The organism is bacterium (genome assembly GCA_026708015.1).
Taxonomy (GTDB): Bacteria; Actinomycetota; Acidimicrobiia; order Acidimicrobiales; family Bin134; genus Poriferisocius.
Genome location: JAPOVT010000002.1, coordinates 57,470 through 76,044 on the forward strand (window position 1 = coordinate 57,470; position 18,575 = coordinate 76,044).

The window sequence follows — 18,575 nt, forward strand, 5'->3', positions numbered from 1 at the left end:
TGCTCGGGGCTAGCCCCCTCAGGTGGAACGGAGGGTGGTGGCGGGGAGGGATTCCAGCTGGTCGAGCAGCGACTTGCCGTCAAGGCGGGTGGGGGTGCCGGCCACCAGGATGTGATCGACGCCAGAGGGGGCGTCGGCGATGAGGCGCTCGCCGTTGGCGGGCATGTCATGGACCCGGCGGATGGGACCGACGTCGAGGCCGTCCCAATCGACCACGGTGATGTCGGCCACCGCGCCGGGGCGCAGGTAGCCCCGGTCGGGGGCCAGCCCGAGCATCTCGGCCAGCTCGCCGGTGAGCTTGTGGATGCCGGCCTCTGGGCTCATGACCTGACGGTCGCGCACCCAGCGGGACAGGAAGTCGGTGGGCATGACCGCATCGCAGATCTGGCCGACATGGGCGCCGGCGTCGGACAGACCCATGACCGCCCCTTCGGCCTGCATCAGGGAGGTCACGCCGTCGACCTCGTCGTTGGCGAAGGTGATCTCGAAGCGGGTCAGCAGCCCGTCGGCTAATGCGACGTCGCACATGGCGTCCCATGGTGAACAGCCCCGCTCGGCAGCCACTCCCCCCACGGTGTTGCCCACCAGCTCAGGCTGGTTGGGCGACTCCACGATGGCCAGGGTGTTCCAGCGGGAGGCCAAAAGGCCGTTGGCGTCGAGGTCGGCCTGGACCCGGGCCCGCCAATCAGGGTCGGCGTACAGGGTGGGGCGGTCTTCGTGGGCCAGAGCCACCAGTTCCTTGAACGAGCCCATGGTGTAGAAGGAGGTGGGTTCGATCATGGTGACGTGCTGGGTGATGGGTCGACAGGTGACCTGCACCCACACATCGGCCCCGGCAGCCCGTCCGGCCAGGTGGTCGGCCAGCTTGGTGCGGTAGTCGGCCCGAGAGGAGGCCGCGGCCGGGTAGGTGAGGATGGATGACCAGTTGAGCCGGCGGCCCAGGTTGGGCTGGAAGTCGTACACCCAGAGGTAGTTCTCCCCCGGCGCCACATGCACCACGCCCCGGCCGACCTCGGCGGTGACTCCGATAAGGGCCTCGGTCTCGGACTGGGAAGCGGCGATGGACGGCACCGGGCGGCCGCCGTCGCCCAGGTGGAACCCAGCCCGGTCGGTGGAGAACCCCAGTGCACCGCCGGTGATGGCCTCGGCCACCGCCGCCTTCATTTGGTTGATTTCCTCGGGGGTGGCCTCCCGCTCGTAGGCGTCTTGGCCCATGACGTAGAGCCGCACCGCGGTGTGACCCACGTAGCCGCCGAAGTTCACCGCCAGGCCCCGTTGCTGGATCACATCCAGGTATTCGCCGTAGGTCTCGAAGTCCCATTTGACGCCGGCCTCCAGGGTGGCCACCCGCATGTCCTCCACCTTGTCGAGGGTGCGGATGAGCGAGGCCCGGTCGGCGGCTTTGGTGGGGGCAATGCTGTAGCCGCAGCTGCCGGCCACCACCGAAGTGACGCCGTGCCAGCAGGATGACGACAGCCAGGGGTCCCAGAGCACCTGGGGGTCGTAGTGGGTGTGGCAGTCGATGAAGCCGGGGCACACGAAGCGGCCGGTGGCGTCGATCTCGGTGGGGGCTTTGACGGTTTCCTCGATTTGGGTGATGCGGCCGTTGGTGATGCCAATGTCGGCGCGGCGGCCTGGATTGCCTGTGCCGTCTATGACGGTGCCACCGCGTATAGATATTTCTGCGGTCACGTGTTCAATCTAGGCGACTGGTTCCGCGTGCATCCGGGCTGGCGGGTCAGTGTTTCGTGAGGTGGAGCTTGTCGCGAACGGCTTCGGGGCCGAGGACTTGGTAGTTCATGGCTTCGAGGATGGTTACGGCTCGGGCGGCCAGCCCGACGGTCGAAACGTTTCGGGATCGGCCAGCACCGTCGGCCCACTCAGCCACCACGAGCTCGCCGTCGAGACGAACGCCGCTAAGCGGATGCCACTCGTAACGGTAGAAGTCAGGCGTGAGCGGTCCTGCCATCGCCAAAAGCGCATACCAGCAATATGATTGCTGGTATGCCTTCTCGCCAGCTCGATTTTCCAGTTTTCGACGCCGACAACCACATGTACGAGACCACCGAGGCGCTCACCAAGCACCTGCCCGACAGCCACCGGGGACTCATCGACTACATCGACCACAACGGCCGCACCAAGATCATGGTGAGGGGCAAGATCAGCGAGTACATCCCCAACCCCACGTTCCAGCGGGTGGGCTCGCCCGGCGCCCAAGAGGAGTACTTCAAGCACGGCAATCCGGAGGGGAAGTCGCGCCGAGAGATCATGAAGCCGATCGACGCCCTGCCGGCGTTTTTCTCTCCCGAGCCACGGCTGGAGCTGATGGATGAGCTGGGCCTGGACTACGCCATGATGTACCCCACACTGGCGTCGCTGGTGGAGGAGCGCTTCCGGGACGCCCCCGACGAGTGCCACATCGTCATCCATGCCCTCAACCAGTGGATGCTGGAGCACTGGACGTTCAACTACGAGGGCCGCATCTTCCCGGTGCCCATCGTGACCCTGCCCATTGTGGACAAGGCCATCGAGGAACTGGAGTGGTGTGTGGAGCGGGGAGCCCGAGCGGTTCTCATTCGTCCCGCACCGCCTCCCGGCCTCCGAGGGCCGCGCTCGTTTGCCCTTCCTGAATTCGACCCGTTCTGGGAGCGGGTGGTGGAACTTGACGTGCTGGTAACCATGCACGCCTCCGACAGCGGCTACACCCGGTTCACCAACGAGTGGGAGGGCGCCAGCGGGGAGATGATGGCGTTCAACCAGTCGCTGTTCCAGATGTCGGTGATGCACAACCGCGCCATCGAAGACGCGGTGACCTCGTGGGTGGCCCACGGCGCGCTCACCCGGCATCCCCAGCTGAAGGTGGCCATAATCGAGAACGGCAGCTCATGGGTGCGCCCGCTGCTATCCCACTTGGAGACGTGCTACCAGCGGTTCCCCCACACGTGGGAAGAGCATCCCGTGGACGCCATCAGGCGCAATATCTGGATCCACCCCTTCCACGAGGACGACCCGGTGGGGCTGATCGACGTGGTGGGAGTGGACAACGTGGTGTTCGGCTCGGACTACCCCCATGTGGAGGGCATGGCCGACCCGATCTCGTTCGTGGATCAGCTCGAAGGGCTACCCGACGACCAAATCCGCAAGGTGATGGGCGGCAACATGTCCCGCCTGATGAAGGTGGCCTAGGGCCTAGCTCCCGGCCCTCGAATTGTGCGAGTCAGCAAAGGGCTCAACAGGGAATCAGCTCGTGCTTCTTTGCTCCATGTCGATGACCGTCAGTTCCTTGTAGATCGACCCCCAAAGGGCTGGCGAGCGTCCAGCAGCGTGAAGGTCTCGGCCCGTCGTGTTGAAGTGCTCGTAAAACACTCGTAGCAGTTGGCCTCCCGCAGCGACCCAGAGTTCTTTCACGCTTTCGAAGCCGTCGCGCCATTCGACTCCCCGGTATTGCCCGTATGAGGCCCCATTTTGAGATTGGACAAGCAAGAGCCGGAAGCTAGCCAACACGGGGTACAGGGCGGGACGCCTGAGCCTCTTGTCGGATTTCACTCCCTCCAAGAACGGGAACTCGAATTTGGGCCTCTCCGGCTTTGTCGACTCAACCATTTCCAGACTGCCGTATTTCCCCCCCGTCCCCGATGCTCCGCCAATCTGCTGCCACCGGTGCTCAGAGTCGCTGGCAATCAGATCGTGCAGGTGCAGGATGTCTCTGAGGATCGGCGTGAGTCGCCGGTAGCGATCAGCGTCGTTCTGGAACCGCTCGATCATCGACGCCTTGCGCCGGTAAGCATCCACGGGGTGGCGATTGCGGTCGGGGTATTGGGCGATATCGAAGCACGACATGATGGCGATGATGTCCACCACGTCGATTTCCCCGTCTTCGCCCTCGTGCCACGCGATGCGGTCTGCCCAACCGTCGGGCGCCAAGGCGTCTTTGAGGAATTGGAATTCCTTCTTCAAGTCGAGAAGCGATTTCGCCTGGACCTGCATGCTCGTGTTGCGGCCGCCGGCGATATCAGTGATGAGTTCCGCTGCGGGAAGGCCAGTCATGACCTCCAGCCGGATGTACTCGTTGCTTGGTGCCATGCCCTCTTGCACCGCTTTGCGGACGATCTCATATGAGTGCCCGCCGTCGACGATTCCATAGCCGGAGTCCGGTGGGAAGTGAAGCTCGTACAGTTCCATGCCGTCCTCGCGGGACTCCCTAGACTTCGAGACGGCGGATGCGACTATGGCTATCCCCCGGTGTTTCAGGTGGAAGGTGCCTTCGCGACTGTCATCTAGCTGGCACAGCGATCTCGACACGTCACGATACACGGGTCGGTTGACATTGGGCTCCCGAGGATTCGCATCCAGAGGGATGTCGGCCGGAAATTCGCTCGCCGGCACAAGCAAGTAGTGGGTCTCAGCGCCCCCGAAATTCGGATCGGGCATCCGCCGAGCGCTCTTGACTACGACAGGAACAACGTGGTTGCTCATCATTCTCTTCTCCAGTGCCCGCATCCGCAGACCTCGATTGATATGTAGCCGCTCCCGGCATCCGCCAAGGCGACCCCCAAAGACTATCTGCAACCCCTGCCAACAACAATTACCCCGATCGAGCGGAGTGATCCCCTGTCCAGCTATCAGCCCAATCAGTCGATCTCTCAGTCAAGGTAAGGCCCCCCTCTATTTCTCATTGCCGGCATTCCTCTCCACCGCAGACCAGAATGCTCTTTGCTGTAAGTGCGGTCAGATGGAGAGCAAGTCAAGGGTCGGAGGCGCCACAGCTTGGGGGACTACCCAATGCATACCAAACCCTCTAGCGGTGCCCCTTCAATCTGCTTCGATCTCGTCGCGGTGCGTGAAAATTGAGGCATCGCGCAGTGCCCGGGCAACGGACGGAGGCTTTTCACCGACGACGAGCGCGTGGGCTTCGTTGCCAGTAATCGGATCCCAGACGACAGACTGTCCTTCGGCCACTGCATCCGAGCAGGCAAGGGCGGATACGCCTACGGATGTGTCGGTCATCGTGGTCGACATATCCAGTCGGACACTGGCCACGTCGACCGACATTTTGGGGTCTTTGAATGCCGCTGATATGACGCGGCCCTGCTGGAAATGGCTACGGTGAATTCTACGCCACAGAATCTCACCTGAAGCCACTGGCTCCTCGGTCATTCGGCTCTGTCGGACCTCATCTGAGCAATGGCCGCACCCAGCTCTCCCCATACCTGCTCGTCTCCCAGGTGGGCGGATCGCTGATCTTCTGTGCCGTCTGGCCGGACGATGTAGATGGCCATAGGGCCTTCTGGCGGGACCTCCACCTCGATTTCTGTGTCGTCGCCGTACCACTCGATCTGAATGCCACCGTCGTACATAGGTGCAACAACGGGTGCTGGCCCGCCCTTAGCAACTCGGTGGAGAATCCTTATAGTGTCCGATATCGAGTCATGACTTATGGGCTGTTCGCCGTAGCCGTTCCAATCCGCCTCTAGAAGCCGGAGCTCGCGCAAGCTGCTCCAGATTTCGCGAAACCATGGCTCCACGCGGAGCTCGCCTATGAAGCGCTGAATGCTGTTCGGAGACAAACGGCAGACGGCTTGTGGATTCGTTACCGTCTCGGAAATTGCCTCGCGAGCACTTTGTGGCCAGCCCTTCTCCTCTGCGGAGGGCCCTATTGCAGGCCAGCATCTATCCACAGGCAGCGCTATTGCCATTATCGCGTCCTCCCCCAGATGTCGTGTGCGGTCTCGGTAGTGACGGCGGTGAAGCCCTCCACAATCCATATGTGGGCGTAGTCCATGAATTCTAGGGCGCTTTCGAAATTCTCCGACAGCGCTTGCCCGTGTGCTGTGAGGTTTATCGTCATCTTCATCTCGGCTTCCGGGTCACCTGAGCAAAATCCGTCGATAGAAAGTGAGCCTTCCCGCTGTTCGGGAAAGTGACAGTGGAAGCTGAATGAGCCCAAATGGTTTCTCGGTAGGTAACTGCCGTCTTCTAGTCCGCGCCAAAGTGCTATCAGGCGCTCCGTGTCCTCGGGCGAACTCCAGCCCTGATCTGGCCCTAACTGATTGATGTACTGGGCCTCGCACAGAAACGGGATGGGTTCATCGAGCCCAATCTCGCCGCAGACGCCGACCAGCCGCTCCCACGAATCGCGCAGCCTTTCGCGGATCGACACATATCGGGGGTATTGCCCTTCTCCCTTAAGCCAGTTGACAACCAGACGGTCGTGCTGGATCTGGACGACTTGGTCGCCCGCATCATTCTGCATCCACAAGCGAGGCGGATAGCTTGCCGTCTCCTCTATCCCAAATAGGGCATCGAGAAGTTCGTCGTCATGTATGTACCCCTTCCGCGATTGCAACGGCCGCTCCTTAGCATGAGGCAGGAGGTCGCTCCACGCAATGGCGAGAGGCCCTAATTCGAGTGAGCGGATTTCAATTGAGTGCTTGAACTCAACCGCGAGAGCAACTTCGACCACAGGAGGGCGGTCATACTCGGGAAGCCCGCCCTGGTTTGCCAAAGCAGCAGCTCCTGTGTCTTCCATTATCTCCCGTAGCCTACCTTGATCGTGAGATTTCCCACGGGACATACCACAGATCCCGCCTTCGGCCGCGCATTCGGAGACTTTCCGATTCGACCATAGGCACGTAGGTTACGAAATTCTCCACATCCGACCGAACAGGGGAGGAAGGACTGCCACACCCTCCGTCAGTTTTAGACGGGGTTCGATGTTGAGGAATCGGGCCAGGTTGTCGCACATGATGGTTTTGATGTCGGCGTCGCTCATGTCCTTGAGCTGGGTGGTGGCGTAGAGAACGGGGAAAGGCAGGCCCTCGCTGTGCGGGAAGTCGGAGCCGAACACGATGGGCTCGATGCCCACCGCATCCACCACCCGGGCCTCGGCCTCGTTGATGCGGGCCCAGAACCCGTCGTAGATGGGGTCGGCCATGGAGCGGCCGCCCCGGGAATTGTGGCGGCCGCCGTGGGCGTGGCCGCTGATGATCTGGACGACGGTGGTGCCCTGGTTCAGCACTAGCTCGATCTCGGCAGCGGCCTCGTCGGGGTCGGCCAGCGACACGTAGGCGGGCAGGAATAGGCGATTGAGGTAGCCCCAGCCGATCTCCTCGTTGATCCAGCGGTTGTAGGCCCGGGTGTTGGCGTAGATGCCGTCGACGTCGTCGGCAAACTCGTACTCCAGTGACAGCACCTGGTTGGGGAACATGAGGGCGGCGCCGATGCCCTGCGAGTCCATGAGGGCCAAACGCAGATCCCGGTTGCCCCACGACTCCTCTTGGTCGCGGAAGTAGGCGATGAGCTCGATGCGCTCATCCATAGAGAGGTTGCGGTAGGGGTTGAGGCGGGACAGCGTCATCCCCGGAGAGTGAATGTTGGACTGGCCGGCTTTCATCTGGTTCTCATCGCCGGCGGTGGGCACCGCCCGGGCAGCCACCTCAGCCGCGGCCTCGTCGTCGGAAGCCACCAGGGCCACCGCCTGGTTGAGACGGGACGGCCGCCCGCCGAACACCCCGATCCAGCGGCCCTGGTCGTCGGCCTCGAAGGTGACCGCCTTGTGCCGCCACTTGGGGTCGACGTAGTTCCCATACAGATCGCGGGGCTCCACAAAGTGGTTGTCGGCATCGTTGATGAGAAACGGCAGTTCCGGCTGCTGCTCAATCTGGGCCAGAGCCATAGCCGTCATGGTACGGGACGCTCGAAAGCAGGTGCCTGGATGGCCAAACTGTCAATAGCCATAGAGTGCGAAGGGGTTGAGGAACTGACGGCCCCACAGTCTGTCTCGGTCGGCAGTCGACAATTCGGCCTGGTCGCAAACCGATGACCACTCTTCGGTGATGACAGCGAACTGTCGGTCCACGATTTCCCGGGCCTGGGCAACCGTCAGGTGATAGATGCTGGAGTGGGCCACACATCTAGCAACTTGGCTGAGTCGGTCACCGTCGTCCCCGTAAGCCATCGCCTGAGCCGCCTCTTCACCGACACGGTTTTGGGGACAGATGTCATAGGCAGGAGTCAGATTGAGTTGGGCCCCGTCCCAGAACGCAGCGTGATTGCGGGCATGGTCATCGGTGTTCCCCACCAGGATGTTGAAGGCGATGCGAGCAAACAGCTCCTCAAGGGTGGCATCGGGATCGGTGAACCGCGACCGGATGTGAAAGGCAAGATCCGGATAGGTGGCGTAACGGCCAGCGATTCCGTCGGCATCGTGCAGTTCCAAGATGGTGAGTGCCGAGACCACCATCTTCCGGTCCCCCCCAACGGTGCGGTCGAATCGGTTGACCAGCAGAACGTCTCGTCCCAGGACGGTGTCGAACCCAACGCGGGCAACGTTGAGGCCAGCCCGGCGGGCCAGCTCCATCGCCACGAATTCTGCCTTGACGACGGGGTAGGAGTCGGTGGCCGATGTGAACTTGGCAATCATTTGTTGTGTGCCGTCGACAAGCACCGCTTTGGGTCGCGCTCCGCCCATCGAACTGCCGTGGAACAAGGCGCGCTCAAGCTCAGGAGTGAGGGGCACGCCGTTCTCGATCCGGTTGGCGACTTCGGCAAGCTCACCCAGTGGCACCTGCTCATGGCCTTGGGGGATGTACTCGGTGGCCGATTGCTGGAAATCGAGTGCGCCGAGACGATTGGAACCAGACGCCAAGAGATAGCCAAGCGTTGCCAAGTCGGCGGATTCTGGAATGCGCTGGTGTTCTATGACTCGCCGCCCCCAGGCATCCGGGCCGGCATCAGCGATGCATCCGGCGATCTCACCGGAAATCGGTGTGATCTCTCCTCGCCGCAACGGGAGCTCAGGCAGATACAAGGCAATGGCGTCGGATCGCTCGAGGTAGCTCCTGCCGTAGGTGAACGTGACGACTGGTCCCTGGTCTGTGAGCCTGCCGGCAACCACCGGCTCTGCTGCTCCCGGCAGCCAGACCCACACATAAGCCTCAGTGGGGTTCACAATCACTCTAGAAATCGTCGTCTACTTGGCCGTATCGGATCACCGAGGGCAAGACGGCTAGTCGTGTGGCAGCAATTTCGGCTTCCAGGGCCCGGCGTGAGGACTCGTCGTGGAACAAGGCAACTCCCACTAGCACAGCAGCTTCAAACGCGGTACCGAGGGCAACGGTGGGATCACCCTTCTCCACTTTGCGAATTGTCACCGGTGACACCCCAACTCGCTCAGCCAGTTCAGCAATCGTCCACCGACGCTCCCGACGGCCGAGCCGCACCCGACTACCCAGTAAGCGAATTGCTTCCACCGTCATCGGCGCATAGACCCTTGGACCTCTCATTTCGACAGTTTATAGCGTGTATAATGCCTATATCGATAGAATTCTGTCGATATAGGTCCAATGGTCACAATCTCCTAAGCATCACCGGGTGAAGGTTATTCGGCCAAATAACAAACACCTGGACGAGGATCTGTGGCTTATCCGCCCTCAGAGGCCTAAGGCGGCGCGGAGGGCGGGGCGGGGGTTTAGGTGGGCTAGGGCGGCTTCGGAGCGGGTCAGGAAGGCGGCGGCGAAGGCTTGGCGGCCGGGGGAGGCGTCTTCGGGGAAGGTGACCACTTGGCAGCTGGCGGGGACGGTATAGGCGGCGTGGATGCGGTGGGCGAGCCACGCATCATCGAAGGAGATGGGCTGGGCGCCGTGGGTGATGCGGGCGTTTAGGTAGCGCTGGATGAGGGCCTGGTCGTGGGCTAGGCGGTCTTCGGGGTCCATGGACATGTTGAGGAAGTAGCTCACGTCGCGCATGGGGGCGCCCACGTTGATGAGGCCCCAGTCCAAGAAGCCCGGTCCGCCGGTTTCGGTCACGAACAGGTTGCCGATGTGGCCGTCGCCTTGGAGCACGGTGGCCGGACCGCCGATGGAACCTGCGGCCCACGTCTTGTGGAGCTCGGCAGTGTGGTCGATGTAGAGCTCGGCGATCTCGGCGAAGGCGTCGGTGAGCCTGTCGCGGTGGTTGTCGAGCCCGTAGCGCAGCAGCCGGGTGCCGTAGTCGCTTCCCATGGTGGCCAGCGGCACCCAGTCGGCCTCGGCGGCCCGGCGGTCGGGATCCTCATAGCGGGCGTGCAGCTCGGCGAAGTGGTCCATGGCCTCGGCGGCGTAGGCCACCGTGACTCCCTTGCTGTAATCGGGCAGCGACTTGGTTGAGTTATCCAGGTCTTCCAGCAACAGCACGAACGCCCCGGTATCGGGGTCGAAGGCGGCCACATAGGGGGTGAGGGTGCGCATGGGCACTCGGTGGGCCAGGCGCAGGTAGAACAACGCCTCACGGCGGCCCATGCCGGTTTGGTTGATCTGGGCCCTTCGTTCGGGATCCAGTGGGGGGAGCTTGGCGAACATGGTGGCGGGCAGGTCGGTGTCGCCCTCGTAGGTGACGGCGAGGCGGGCATTGGCATTGGTGCCGGCGTGGATGGCCAGCACCTCTACCCCGGTGACCACCGTGCCGGGGTAGCGCTCGGCCAGGTTCTCGGTGAGCCAGTCAGCGGTGATGGCCTCGGGGTGCTCGGGCAGGCTCACCGGGCCTGATCGGCGGGCACCCAGCCGCCGGGCTCGAGGCCCAGGTAGCGCTCCAGGTGGCGGTGCATGTTGATGATGCGGCACTCCTCCCCCGACAGCCACACATGGGTGAAGCCGGGCTGGTGGAGGCCCTTTTGCATGGTGCGGATGACGCTGAAGTCCTGGTTGAGCACGAACCCGAAATCGGCCTGGTCCATGGGCACGGTGACATGCACCGGCGAGGAGGCGGGGACGTCGGCCGACGGCATGCGGCTGAGGTGGATGGTGGCCAGCTCGCCCTCGTCGGGGGTGGGGCCGGGCCGGGCCGTCAACACAGTGAAGATGTCGGCGCTGATCAGCACAGTGGTGTTCGGGAAGAGGTTGTACTGGCTGAGGTGGGTGATCTGGGCGGTGTCGTAGCCCGACAGATCGACGCCCACGGTGGCCTGATGGTCCCTGATCTTCTGGGCGATCACGTCTTGGAGGGTCTGGCCGTCGGGCACCTCGGGGGCGGGACTGCCGGGCTCGTCGTACCCTGGCCCCATGCGGCCGCCCTGGGTGACCACAAACGACTCCCACACCGTCTGATCGGCGACGTTGCGGCCGAGACGAGGGCTGGGCACGCCGTAGGGCTGATAGGACACGCCGTGGCGGTCCCAAATGCGCTGGGGGGAGTTGACGTCGTTGATACTGGCCAGCATCTCCCGGTGCAGCCCCTGCACGTGGTAAGTCTCGGAGAAGCCCTCGTTGACCACCTTCCAGTTGCAGTTCACCGGGGTGGCGGTGGAGTAGGTGCCCCGGAACTCGTCGAGGTTGGCCCAGGAGATGTCGTCGGGGATGCCCTCCAGCCAGTCGGCCAGCGGCTCGGCATCGAGGTCGAGGTTCACGAACACCAGACGGGCCCAGGTGTCCACCTGCACCGGCACCAGGGGGAGATCGTCATTGCTGATGGGGCCGAAACCACGGCGGGAGGGGATCTCGCGGAGACGGCCGGTGAGGTCCCAAGCCCAGCGGTGGTAGGGGCAGCGCAGCTCGGTGATGCCGGTGCCCGAGCCCTGGCAGATGGAGTTGCCCCGGTGTCGGCAGACGTTTTGGAAGCCCCGGAGCACGCTGTCTTCTCCCCGAACCAGGATGATCGAGTACTTGCCGAGGCGGTGCTCGAACCAGTCGCCGGGGTTGGCGATGTGGTCGACGGTGCAGGCCACGTGCCACACCTTGGGCCACATCCGCTCGTACTCCAGTTCGGCGAACTCGGACGAGAGGTAGCGCTGGACGGGGATCTTCACCGGGGCTTCGGCGGCGAGGCCCGAGGCGGTGACCGCAGTGCCAAGGATCTCGGCCTCGTCGGTTGTGGCGATGTCGACCATGGCGTCAATCGTGGCACACGGCCTGTTGCCGGGCTAAGAGCGAGGCTCAGTGATGAAGATGGCTTCGGCGGTGGCGCAGATGGTGTCGCCGGCTCTTATCTCGCCGGTGGCGATGTGCTTGCGGCCTTCGGTGTGGGAGTAGCGGCAAGTGACTTCGAGGGGGGTGTGGAGGGGGACGCCGGTCTTGTAGCGGATGTTGATGCCGGCGGTGAGGCCGGTGGCGCCGGCTCGGGTGGCGGCGTTGCCCAGGGCCTCGTCCAGGATGGTGGCCACCACGCCGCCGTGGGCCCGGTGGGGCGGGCCGGAGTGGGCTTCGGTGAGGGTGACGGTGGCCCGCATCTCTACTGGTCTTGGTTCAGCGTCGGGGTCGGGCGGGGGGACCGGGTCGAATATGAGCCTGGGGGCGTGGGGGTTGAGCAGGCCTGATCCGGCTTGGGTGAGGTTGTAGATGGTGCCATCGTGGTCTTTGGCCACCACGATGTGGGGATCGCGGGCGACGGCCTGGAGGCGTTCGGTGATGTCGGCCAGGGCGGCGGCGATCTCGGCTCGGGTAGCGGGGTCGGCGTCGTTGGCCGACACGGCAGCAACCAGGTCGCGGGTGCGCTCCACCAACTCGTAGGCCGCGGGCCCGAAGTCGTCGGGGTGGGGCAGATCGCCAAGCAATTCGGCCAGCCGGTAGGCCGACGCCGTTTCAGGGTGCTCCTGGTCAGTCATCGTTTACTACCGGAATGTCGAATCGCTCGATGTAGCGAGCGAAGCGGGACCGCACCTCAGCTCGGGTGATACCCAAGTCCTCGAACTGGTAGCTGTGCCCTCCGTGCTTGCCGGGCGGGGTGGCGGCCGCATGGGCGGCCATGGCATCTTCTGCATCCGGAGAAAGCTCCATGTCGAGTTGCTCATACACCGACCGGGCGGCGGCCATCTTCTCGGTGCTCACCAGCTTGTGGGGAACCTGGGCGGTGCGGTCGGCCAGCAGCCGGCCGGAGTCGATGAGGTCGATGAGGTTGTCGAGGCTGCGGCTGTAGAGCTCAAGGTGGTATCGGCCGATGGCCGCGAAGTCCACTCGGTCGGAATGGGCCCAGCGCATGGTGGCGATGAGGCTGGTGACCGAGGGCAGGATGGCGGTGGGGTCGCGGTGGGTGATCACGAAACGGGCGTCGTCGAACACCTCGAGGAGCGCGGGAAGGCCTTGGAGGTGGGCGGGCGACTTGAGCACCCAGCATCGGGTGGGCATGCGCCGCTGCAAGATCTGGAGCACCTTGCGATAGGTGCGGTAGGCGGGGCGCAGATCGGCGCTGTCGTACCAAGCCTGGTAGGTGGGCACATCGGTGCGGCTGACCATCTCCTCGGAGCGGAACTCGAACGACATAGCCGACAGGCACTCCTTGTACATGCGCCCGGAATACTCGTGGATGGCCAGCATCCCGCTGGCCACCGTCTGGGGCATGACGAGCTCAGCACCGGCTAAGGCGATGCGGGGGTCGGCGGCTCTAATGCCGGAATCGGGATGGGGCGGGGGCACCGGTCGCAGCAGTTCCCAGCCTTCGGGCGCCCGATGGGCGGGGTCTTGGGCCAGCAGGCCGTGCATAACGGTGGTGCCGGTGCGGGGGGCACCGATCACGAAAATGGGCTGGTCGATGGGTTCGTCCAGGGTGTCGGGATCGGCGGCCAGGTAGTCGCTGATCTGGATGCGGACTTCCAAGAGCCGCAGGATCATCCGCCGCGACATCCACCGACCCATGACGGTGAGGTCGGCCTCATTTTCCAGCCCGTGGCAGAACAAGGTGAGCGGTTCAATGAAGTCGTCGTCGCCCAAGGCGGCCCGGCCATCGGGGGCCCGGCCATCGGGGGCCCGGCCTTGGCGGACCAGGGCCTCAGCCATCAGCAACTCGGGGTCGAACGGGAGGCGGGCCTCGTCGACCACCGGCCCGGCATCGCCCCGGTTGACGGCGGCCACCCAGCTGGGACGAGGATCAGGGGTCCAGCTCATAGCCGCCGAAAGGGGTTCGCATCACCTAGAACAGTACGCTCAGACGATGCTGGAAGGGCAGGTTGTAATCGTCACCGGAGCATCGAAGGGCATCGGCCGGGGCATCGCCGAGTACCTGGTGGACGAGGGCGTCAAGCTGACGGTGACCAGCCGCAAGCCCGAGCGGGTCGAGGCCGCCGCCGCCGAGCTGCGGGAGCTGGGCGGGGATGTGCTGGCAGTGCCGGGCTCGGTGGGCGACCGGGACCACACCAACGAGGTGGTGGACCTGACGGTGGAGCGGTGGGGCACGGTGGACGGGCTGGTGGCCAACGCCCAGTCGTTCCGCCCGACCATGCCGCTTCTCAATGTGGACGAATCCGACATGGACCTGCTGCTCAATACCGGCCCCAAGGGCACCCTGTGGTTCATGCAGGCGGTTCACCCCCACATGGCGGCCAAGGGCCGAGGGCGGATCATCACCTTCGGCACCAATGTGGGGATCACCGGTGGCCCTGGCTATGGACCCTACGGAGCTGCCAAGGAGGCAATTCGCTCGCTCACTCGCACTGCGGCCCGGGAATGGGGCCGAGACGGCATCACCGTGAACTGCGTGAACCCGGCCTCGGTGGCCCACCGGGCCCCGCCCGACGACGACCCCGACCGCCTGGCGTCGTACAAGGCTCTGTTCGACAACCACCCCATGGGCCGCGACGGCGATCCCGTAACCGACATCGCCCCGGTGATCGGCTTCCTGCTATCCGACGCCAGCCAATACGTGACCGGCGAGACATTTCAGGTTGATGGTGGCGGCTTGATGCGCCCTTGACTATGCCAACAGCCCGACCAACATCAGCCCTGCGTGAATCAGTGAAGATGTGTGTGGGAGGTCGCCTGGCCCTGTCCTTCTCTATCAATGACATGGTTACCTCCTAATCGAGGTGACCAGCCAAAGGGGGGATACTCACTCCCCATTCGCCATACCATCACCGGTCCACAACAACGCCCTCGCCTGCCGCACCTGATGATGCGGCAACGACTGCGAACGAGCCATCGCCTCCAACTCCGAACGCTTGTCCCATGTCAAGAATCTGAGGAGGATTTCTGGTCTGGTGGTTTGGTGATGGGGGTTTGTCGGTCGAACTGGACGCCGACCACCACCGATACCAGGTCGCCCGCGGGATCCCCGCGATCTCGCAGAACCAGGTGACCGTTACGCCCGCCTCCTCGCGGAGGGCGTCGAGCTCGTCGAAGCCCTATACAGCGAGCCCCCTCTTTCCACACCCACAGTTCCATATGCGCCTCGCCCAAAGCCGTGTTGAGCTGCTCGATCTCCGCGGCCAGCTGTCGTTCGCGGGCCGACGGCCCGTGCCCGGCACCAGCCTCAAGCACCTGCCGTCCCCCGGCCAGGAACTGGTCACGCCACCTCGACACCGACACCCCCGACGTCTGATTCAGCCGCCGGCGGGCAGCTACGATGGCCGCATGGCAGTTACGCACGAAGAACCCTGCGAACAACCACCGGTGGCAACCCAGACCAGCTGGGAGACCAGCCCGGCGGTCAATCTCGGGCTGGCCGTGCTCTGCGTCGCCTTCGTTCCATTTGGTGTCATCGAGCTCATCACCGAGCAGGGGTTCGCCCGGTTTCGCACCATTGGTGGTGGTGTGATGCCCGCAATGTCGATCTTGTGTGCCTCCGGGTATTTCTCCGGACGCTGGAGGCAGCTAGCCGAGCGGCACCGCGCCCGTAACACGCCGGGCTGATCGAGAGCGCTTACCGCGTCCATGAGCGACGCCAACAGCGTTGGCTGCTCATGGCGCGAGATCGCCCGCCACACCCGTTTGAACCGCTCCACCGCTCAACGCCGAGTCGAGCGATGGCGGCAAAGCACCACAACCAAAAGGTAGCCATGACCACAACTCAGCAACCCCCAACCACCGACGAGCCGCTGTTCCGCAAGCTCATAGCCAAGCTCCCGCGGCGCGTTGCAATCGCTCTGGTGATCGCCTTGGCGGGTTTGATGGCAGCGGCGCTTGTCGTACCACCCCTAGCCGCAGTTCTGGTAGTGGTCCTGCCAGCGTGCGCCCTGCTTATCCTGGGCTACTCCGCCGTTCACTGGTTCAAACACCGTCCGATGGCAGCACGGGAACATGGGCGGCGGGACGATGCGCGGGTGCCGCGGCGTTACGACGATAAGGGCAAACTCCAGCCAAACAGGATCGAAAACCTGCTACTCGTCATGTTCTCTTACACTCCGCTGTTGTTTTGGGCGGCGCTTACTGACTCTGACGGATTGGATTTCTGGTTTTGGATAGCCGGGGCGTTGATAGCACCCCTCTACTTTCTCGGCAAGCTCGCCCTATTCCGCTGGTGGCTTCCCCGCAAAGAACGCACCGCAACCAGCACACATCCAACCAGCTAACCAGCGCCCTCGCCCACCGGGATCGAGCCCAGGGCCACCACGGCCGCCACGCCCGGGCTGATCGAGGGTGGCCGACGGGATCGGCCTTGGCCACCGGCATCGACTCCACCGCCTCGCCAGGCTGATCGAGCCTAGATCGAGGGTGGCCGACGGGATCGGCTCCAGGGCCACCACGCCGGGCTGATCGAGCTTGGCCACCGGGATCGAGCCTGGATGCCCTACACGCTGGGCTGATCGAGCCGGGATCGAGTCCACCGCGGTCTCGCCGGGCTGACTGGCCTACGCTGGGTTGCAGCGCACCAGAGCGGCCGCTATGTGCTCGCCCGCCGCCGGCCGGCCCGCTATCTGTTGGACGCCATCCACCGGGCATACCAGCCGCGAGCGCAGATATACAGCATCTCCCCGTCGGCGGCCTTCCACAGCCCAACAGCGGTGCATTCGCTGCTGCCCGCGGCCTCCTTCCACTGAGTCGGCCCGCACCGCGAGCGGTTGTAGGACGGGTAGCCCTGGATTACCCCGTTGCTGGGAGCAACCCCGCAAACAGGATGCCGAGTCGGAGCCGGAGTGGGCGCAGGCGTCGCGGTCGGAGCCGGAGTCGGGGTAGTCACGAACTCGACCAGATCGCCGCCGAACCCAACGGCCGACCTCGACGAGTCCTCGGATGGATGACACCATTAGAGGCAATCAACCAAACAAGTGCAATGACCACATGAGAGCACCCACAAAAAAACCGACAGACCCAGATTTGGCTGAGAAGGTCGGGGTTGTTTTAGCGCAGCTTTGTAACGAAGGCGACGGCTAAGCCCAACGTTGCAATGCCAAAAACGACAAGCCCCAGCAAGTTAGACCAGACCGACTGATCTAAAAGGTGCGCAGCCAACCAACCGGCCACACCGCTGCACGCTCCTAGACACATCAACGCTATTCTCCGCCGGGCACTTTTCGGTTCTCGCCGCTTGTGGCCTAGACCATTGGTATCTGGAGGCAAGGTAGTAGTCATGCTGGGAATTTAGTCAGTATGGCTACAGCGTTCAACGGCGGCGTAGCGACAACCACAGCAACTACTACCTTGCTGGCTGCCGCCACGCTCAACACAAGCCTACGGGTTCGGCTTGGCCCACCACAGCGCCCCTGGCGTCCACCACAGCACCGGGGATCGAGTCCACCGCCACGCCGGGCTGATCGAGTCCACCGCCACGCCGGGCTGATCGAGTCCAGGGCCACCACGCCACCGGGATCGGCTTGGCCGACGGCATCAGCTCCACGGCGTTCACGCCGGGCTGATCGGCCTTGGCCCACCACGACGGGCTGATCGGCCTTGGCCCACCACGCCACCGGCATCGAGTCCAGGGCCACCACGCCACCGGGATCGAGCCTGGCCGACGGCATCAGCTCCAGGGCCTACACGCCGGGCTGATCGAGGGTGGCCGACGGGATCGACCTTGGCCACCGGCATCGAGTCCAGGGGCACCACGCCACCGGCATCGAGCCTGGATGCCCACCACGCCGGGCTGATCGGCCTTGGCCCACCACGCCACCGGCATCGAGTCCAGGGCCACCACGCCACCGGCATCGAGGATGGCCGACGGCATCAGCTCCAGGGCCTACACGCCGGGCTGATCGAGCCTGGATGCGCTCCACGCCGACGGGATCGACTCCAGCCCCTACACGCCGGGCTTATCGGCCTTGGCCCACCGCGACCACCGGCATCGAGTCCAGGGCCTACACGCCGGGCTGATCGAGGGTGGCCGACGGGATCGACCCGGTGGCCCAACAGCCCAAGGCCCTGGAGCAGCCCGAGGTGGCCCAGCAGCCGGCCCTGGAGCAGCCCGAGGTGGCCCACCTGGTGGCCGACATGATCGAGGTGGCCCTGGACATGATCGACCCGGTGGCCGACGTGGACCGGATCGACCCGGTGGCCCAGCAGCCCAAGGCCCTGGACCAGATCGACGTGGCCGACGTGGACCGGATCGGCCCCGAGGCCCTGGAGCAGCTGGTGGCCCTGGAGCTGGACAACCGCCAACAGATCAGGCTTGGCCGCTCACCTTGCCCCGGCGCTGACGGGCCTTGGAAAGTGTGAGTGTCGGAGGCACTTCAACGCACCACCGCTGAACCGTCCCGTGAGCTAGCCCGGTGTCTTCGCTGACCCGGCGAACTCCCACCAACTCCACAAACTCACCTAACGCCAATCGAACCCGATCCGCAGCGGCCAATAAAGCCTCAAACTCCGCGGCTACAGCAGCCGCGGCCTTATCTTCTGCCGCCACTCTGTTGAGCACGCCGGATGTTCACAGCGGCACTCACCGCCACAGCCAGCACCAAAAGC

The 18,575-nt window shown here is 64.1% G+C and carries 22 protein-coding genes; 6 read left to right on the forward strand and 16 right to left on the reverse strand.

The annotated features are described in order from the left end of the window. Window positions 1-18 precede the first annotated feature (18 nt). Together OXG30_00300 and OXG30_00305 are read right to left on the reverse strand one after the other, a co-directional pair. Window positions 19-1,692 (reverse strand): amidohydrolase family protein, encoded by a 1,674-nt coding sequence (locus OXG30_00300; GenBank protein ID MCY4133350.1) that lies wholly within the window; start codon window positions 1,690-1,692, stop codon window positions 19-21. Window positions 1,693-1,738: 46 nt separating this feature from the next. Further along, the gene (locus OXG30_00305; GenBank protein ID MCY4133351.1) at window positions 1,739-1,969 is read right to left on the reverse strand and encodes a hypothetical protein; all 231 of its coding nucleotides are present in this window, start codon (window positions 1,967-1,969) and stop codon (window positions 1,739-1,741) included. Between the two features lie 35 nt (window positions 1,970-2,004). On the opposite strand from OXG30_00305, the gene OXG30_00310 reads away from it, so the two are divergent. Beyond that, on the forward strand, window positions 2,005-3,186 hold the full coding sequence (locus tag OXG30_00310) for an amidohydrolase family protein (protein MCY4133352.1): 1,182 nt from the start codon (window positions 2,005-2,007) through the stop codon (window positions 3,184-3,186). A 54-nt stretch (window positions 3,187-3,240) separates the two neighbouring features. Here OXG30_00310 and OXG30_00315 read toward each other — a convergent pair whose 3' ends face one another. The 11 genes from OXG30_00315 to OXG30_00365 form a co-directional block, all read right to left on the reverse strand. Further along, window positions 3,241-4,431 carry an AIPR family protein gene (locus tag OXG30_00315; GenBank protein MCY4133353.1) on the reverse strand — a complete coding sequence of 397 codons (1,191 nt, stop codon included), beginning with the start codon at window positions 4,429-4,431 and terminating at the stop codon, window positions 3,241-3,243. 381 nt (window positions 4,432-4,812) lie between these two features. Continuing rightward, entirely contained in the window at window positions 4,813-5,052 is a 240-nt protein-coding gene (locus OXG30_00320; GenBank protein ID MCY4133354.1) for a hypothetical protein, read from the reverse strand. A 101-nt stretch (window positions 5,053-5,153) separates the two neighbouring features. After that, window positions 5,154-5,357, reverse strand: a complete 204-nt coding sequence (locus OXG30_00325) for a hypothetical protein (protein MCY4133355.1) — start codon at window positions 5,355-5,357, stop codon at window positions 5,154-5,156. Between the two features lie 338 nt (window positions 5,358-5,695). Next, window positions 5,696-6,529, reverse strand: a complete 834-nt coding sequence (locus OXG30_00330; GenBank protein ID MCY4133356.1) for a TIGR04255 family protein — start codon at window positions 6,527-6,529, stop codon at window positions 5,696-5,698. Window positions 6,530-6,637: 108 nt separating this feature from the next. Then, complete coding sequence (locus OXG30_00335) at window positions 6,638-7,675, reverse strand: hypothetical protein (protein ID MCY4133357.1); 1,038 nt, start codon at window positions 7,673-7,675, stop codon at window positions 6,638-6,640. 51 nt (window positions 7,676-7,726) lie between these two features. Beyond that, window positions 7,727-8,956: a type II toxin-antitoxin system HipA family toxin gene (locus OXG30_00340; GenBank protein MCY4133358.1), complete on the reverse strand. Its 1,230-nt coding sequence runs from the start codon at window positions 8,954-8,956 to the stop codon at window positions 7,727-7,729. 1 nt (window position 8,957) lies between these two features. Further along, on the reverse strand, window positions 8,958-9,284 hold the full coding sequence (locus OXG30_00345; protein MCY4133359.1) for a helix-turn-helix transcriptional regulator: 327 nt from the start codon (window positions 9,282-9,284) through the stop codon (window positions 8,958-8,960). A gap of 147 nt (window positions 9,285-9,431) precedes the next feature. Beyond that, window positions 9,432-10,514 (reverse strand): phosphotransferase, encoded by a 1,083-nt coding sequence (locus tag OXG30_00350; protein MCY4133360.1) that lies wholly within the window; start codon window positions 10,512-10,514, stop codon window positions 9,432-9,434. Further along, window positions 10,511-11,860, reverse strand: a complete 1,350-nt coding sequence (locus tag OXG30_00355; protein ID MCY4133361.1) for an aromatic ring-hydroxylating dioxygenase subunit alpha — start codon at window positions 11,858-11,860, stop codon at window positions 10,511-10,513. The genes OXG30_00350 and OXG30_00355 overlap by 4 nt, the downstream gene beginning before the upstream one ends. A gap of 33 nt (window positions 11,861-11,893) precedes the next feature. Next, complete coding sequence (locus tag OXG30_00360; protein MCY4133362.1) at window positions 11,894-12,574, reverse strand: PaaI family thioesterase; 681 nt, start codon at window positions 12,572-12,574, stop codon at window positions 11,894-11,896. Then, a complete protein-coding gene (locus OXG30_00365; protein MCY4133363.1) occupies window positions 12,567-13,850 on the reverse strand; it encodes a sulfotransferase in 1,284 nt (427 codons plus the stop codon). The genes OXG30_00360 and OXG30_00365 overlap by 8 nt, the downstream gene beginning before the upstream one ends. A 46-nt stretch (window positions 13,851-13,896) precedes the next feature. On the opposite strand from OXG30_00365, the gene OXG30_00370 reads away from it, so the two are divergent. Continuing rightward, window positions 13,897-14,655 carry an SDR family oxidoreductase gene (locus tag OXG30_00370; GenBank protein ID MCY4133364.1) on the forward strand — a complete coding sequence of 253 codons (759 nt, stop codon included), beginning with the start codon at window positions 13,897-13,899 and terminating at the stop codon, window positions 14,653-14,655. A 254-nt stretch (window positions 14,656-14,909) separates the two neighbouring features. Here OXG30_00370 and OXG30_00375 read toward each other — a convergent pair whose 3' ends face one another. Further along, entirely contained in the window at window positions 14,910-15,260 is a 351-nt protein-coding gene (locus OXG30_00375; GenBank protein ID MCY4133365.1) for a hypothetical protein, read from the reverse strand. A 51-nt stretch (window positions 15,261-15,311) separates the two neighbouring features. On the opposite strand from OXG30_00375, the gene OXG30_00380 reads away from it, so the two are divergent. From OXG30_00380 to OXG30_00390, 3 genes are all read left to right on the forward strand, one after another. Beyond that, window positions 15,312-15,590: a hypothetical protein gene (locus tag OXG30_00380; GenBank protein MCY4133366.1), complete on the forward strand. Its 279-nt coding sequence runs from the start codon at window positions 15,312-15,314 to the stop codon at window positions 15,588-15,590. 113 nt (window positions 15,591-15,703) lie between these two features. Next, window positions 15,704-16,249, forward strand: a complete 546-nt coding sequence (locus tag OXG30_00385) for a hypothetical protein (GenBank protein ID MCY4133367.1) — start codon at window positions 15,704-15,706, stop codon at window positions 16,247-16,249. Window positions 16,250-16,564: 315 nt separating this feature from the next. Further along, entirely contained in the window at window positions 16,565-16,717 is a 153-nt protein-coding gene (locus OXG30_00390; GenBank protein ID MCY4133368.1) for a hypothetical protein, read from the forward strand. Window positions 16,718-17,337: 620 nt separating this feature from the next. Here OXG30_00390 and OXG30_00395 read toward each other — a convergent pair. Both OXG30_00395 and OXG30_00400 read right to left on the reverse strand, forming a co-directional pair. After that, on the reverse strand, window positions 17,338-17,613 hold the full coding sequence (locus OXG30_00395; GenBank protein MCY4133369.1) for a hypothetical protein: 276 nt from the start codon (window positions 17,611-17,613) through the stop codon (window positions 17,338-17,340). 24 nt (window positions 17,614-17,637) lie between these two features. Then, the gene (locus OXG30_00400; protein MCY4133370.1) at window positions 17,638-17,841 is read right to left on the reverse strand and encodes a hypothetical protein; all 204 of its coding nucleotides are present in this window, start codon (window positions 17,839-17,841) and stop codon (window positions 17,638-17,640) included. 152 nt (window positions 17,842-17,993) lie between these two features. Here OXG30_00400 and OXG30_00405 point away from each other — a divergent pair, with 152 nt between their 5' ends. Beyond that, the gene (locus tag OXG30_00405) at window positions 17,994-18,329 is read left to right on the forward strand and encodes a hypothetical protein (protein ID MCY4133371.1); all 336 of its coding nucleotides are present in this window, start codon (window positions 17,994-17,996) and stop codon (window positions 18,327-18,329) included. Window positions 18,330-18,575 lie beyond the last annotated feature (246 nt).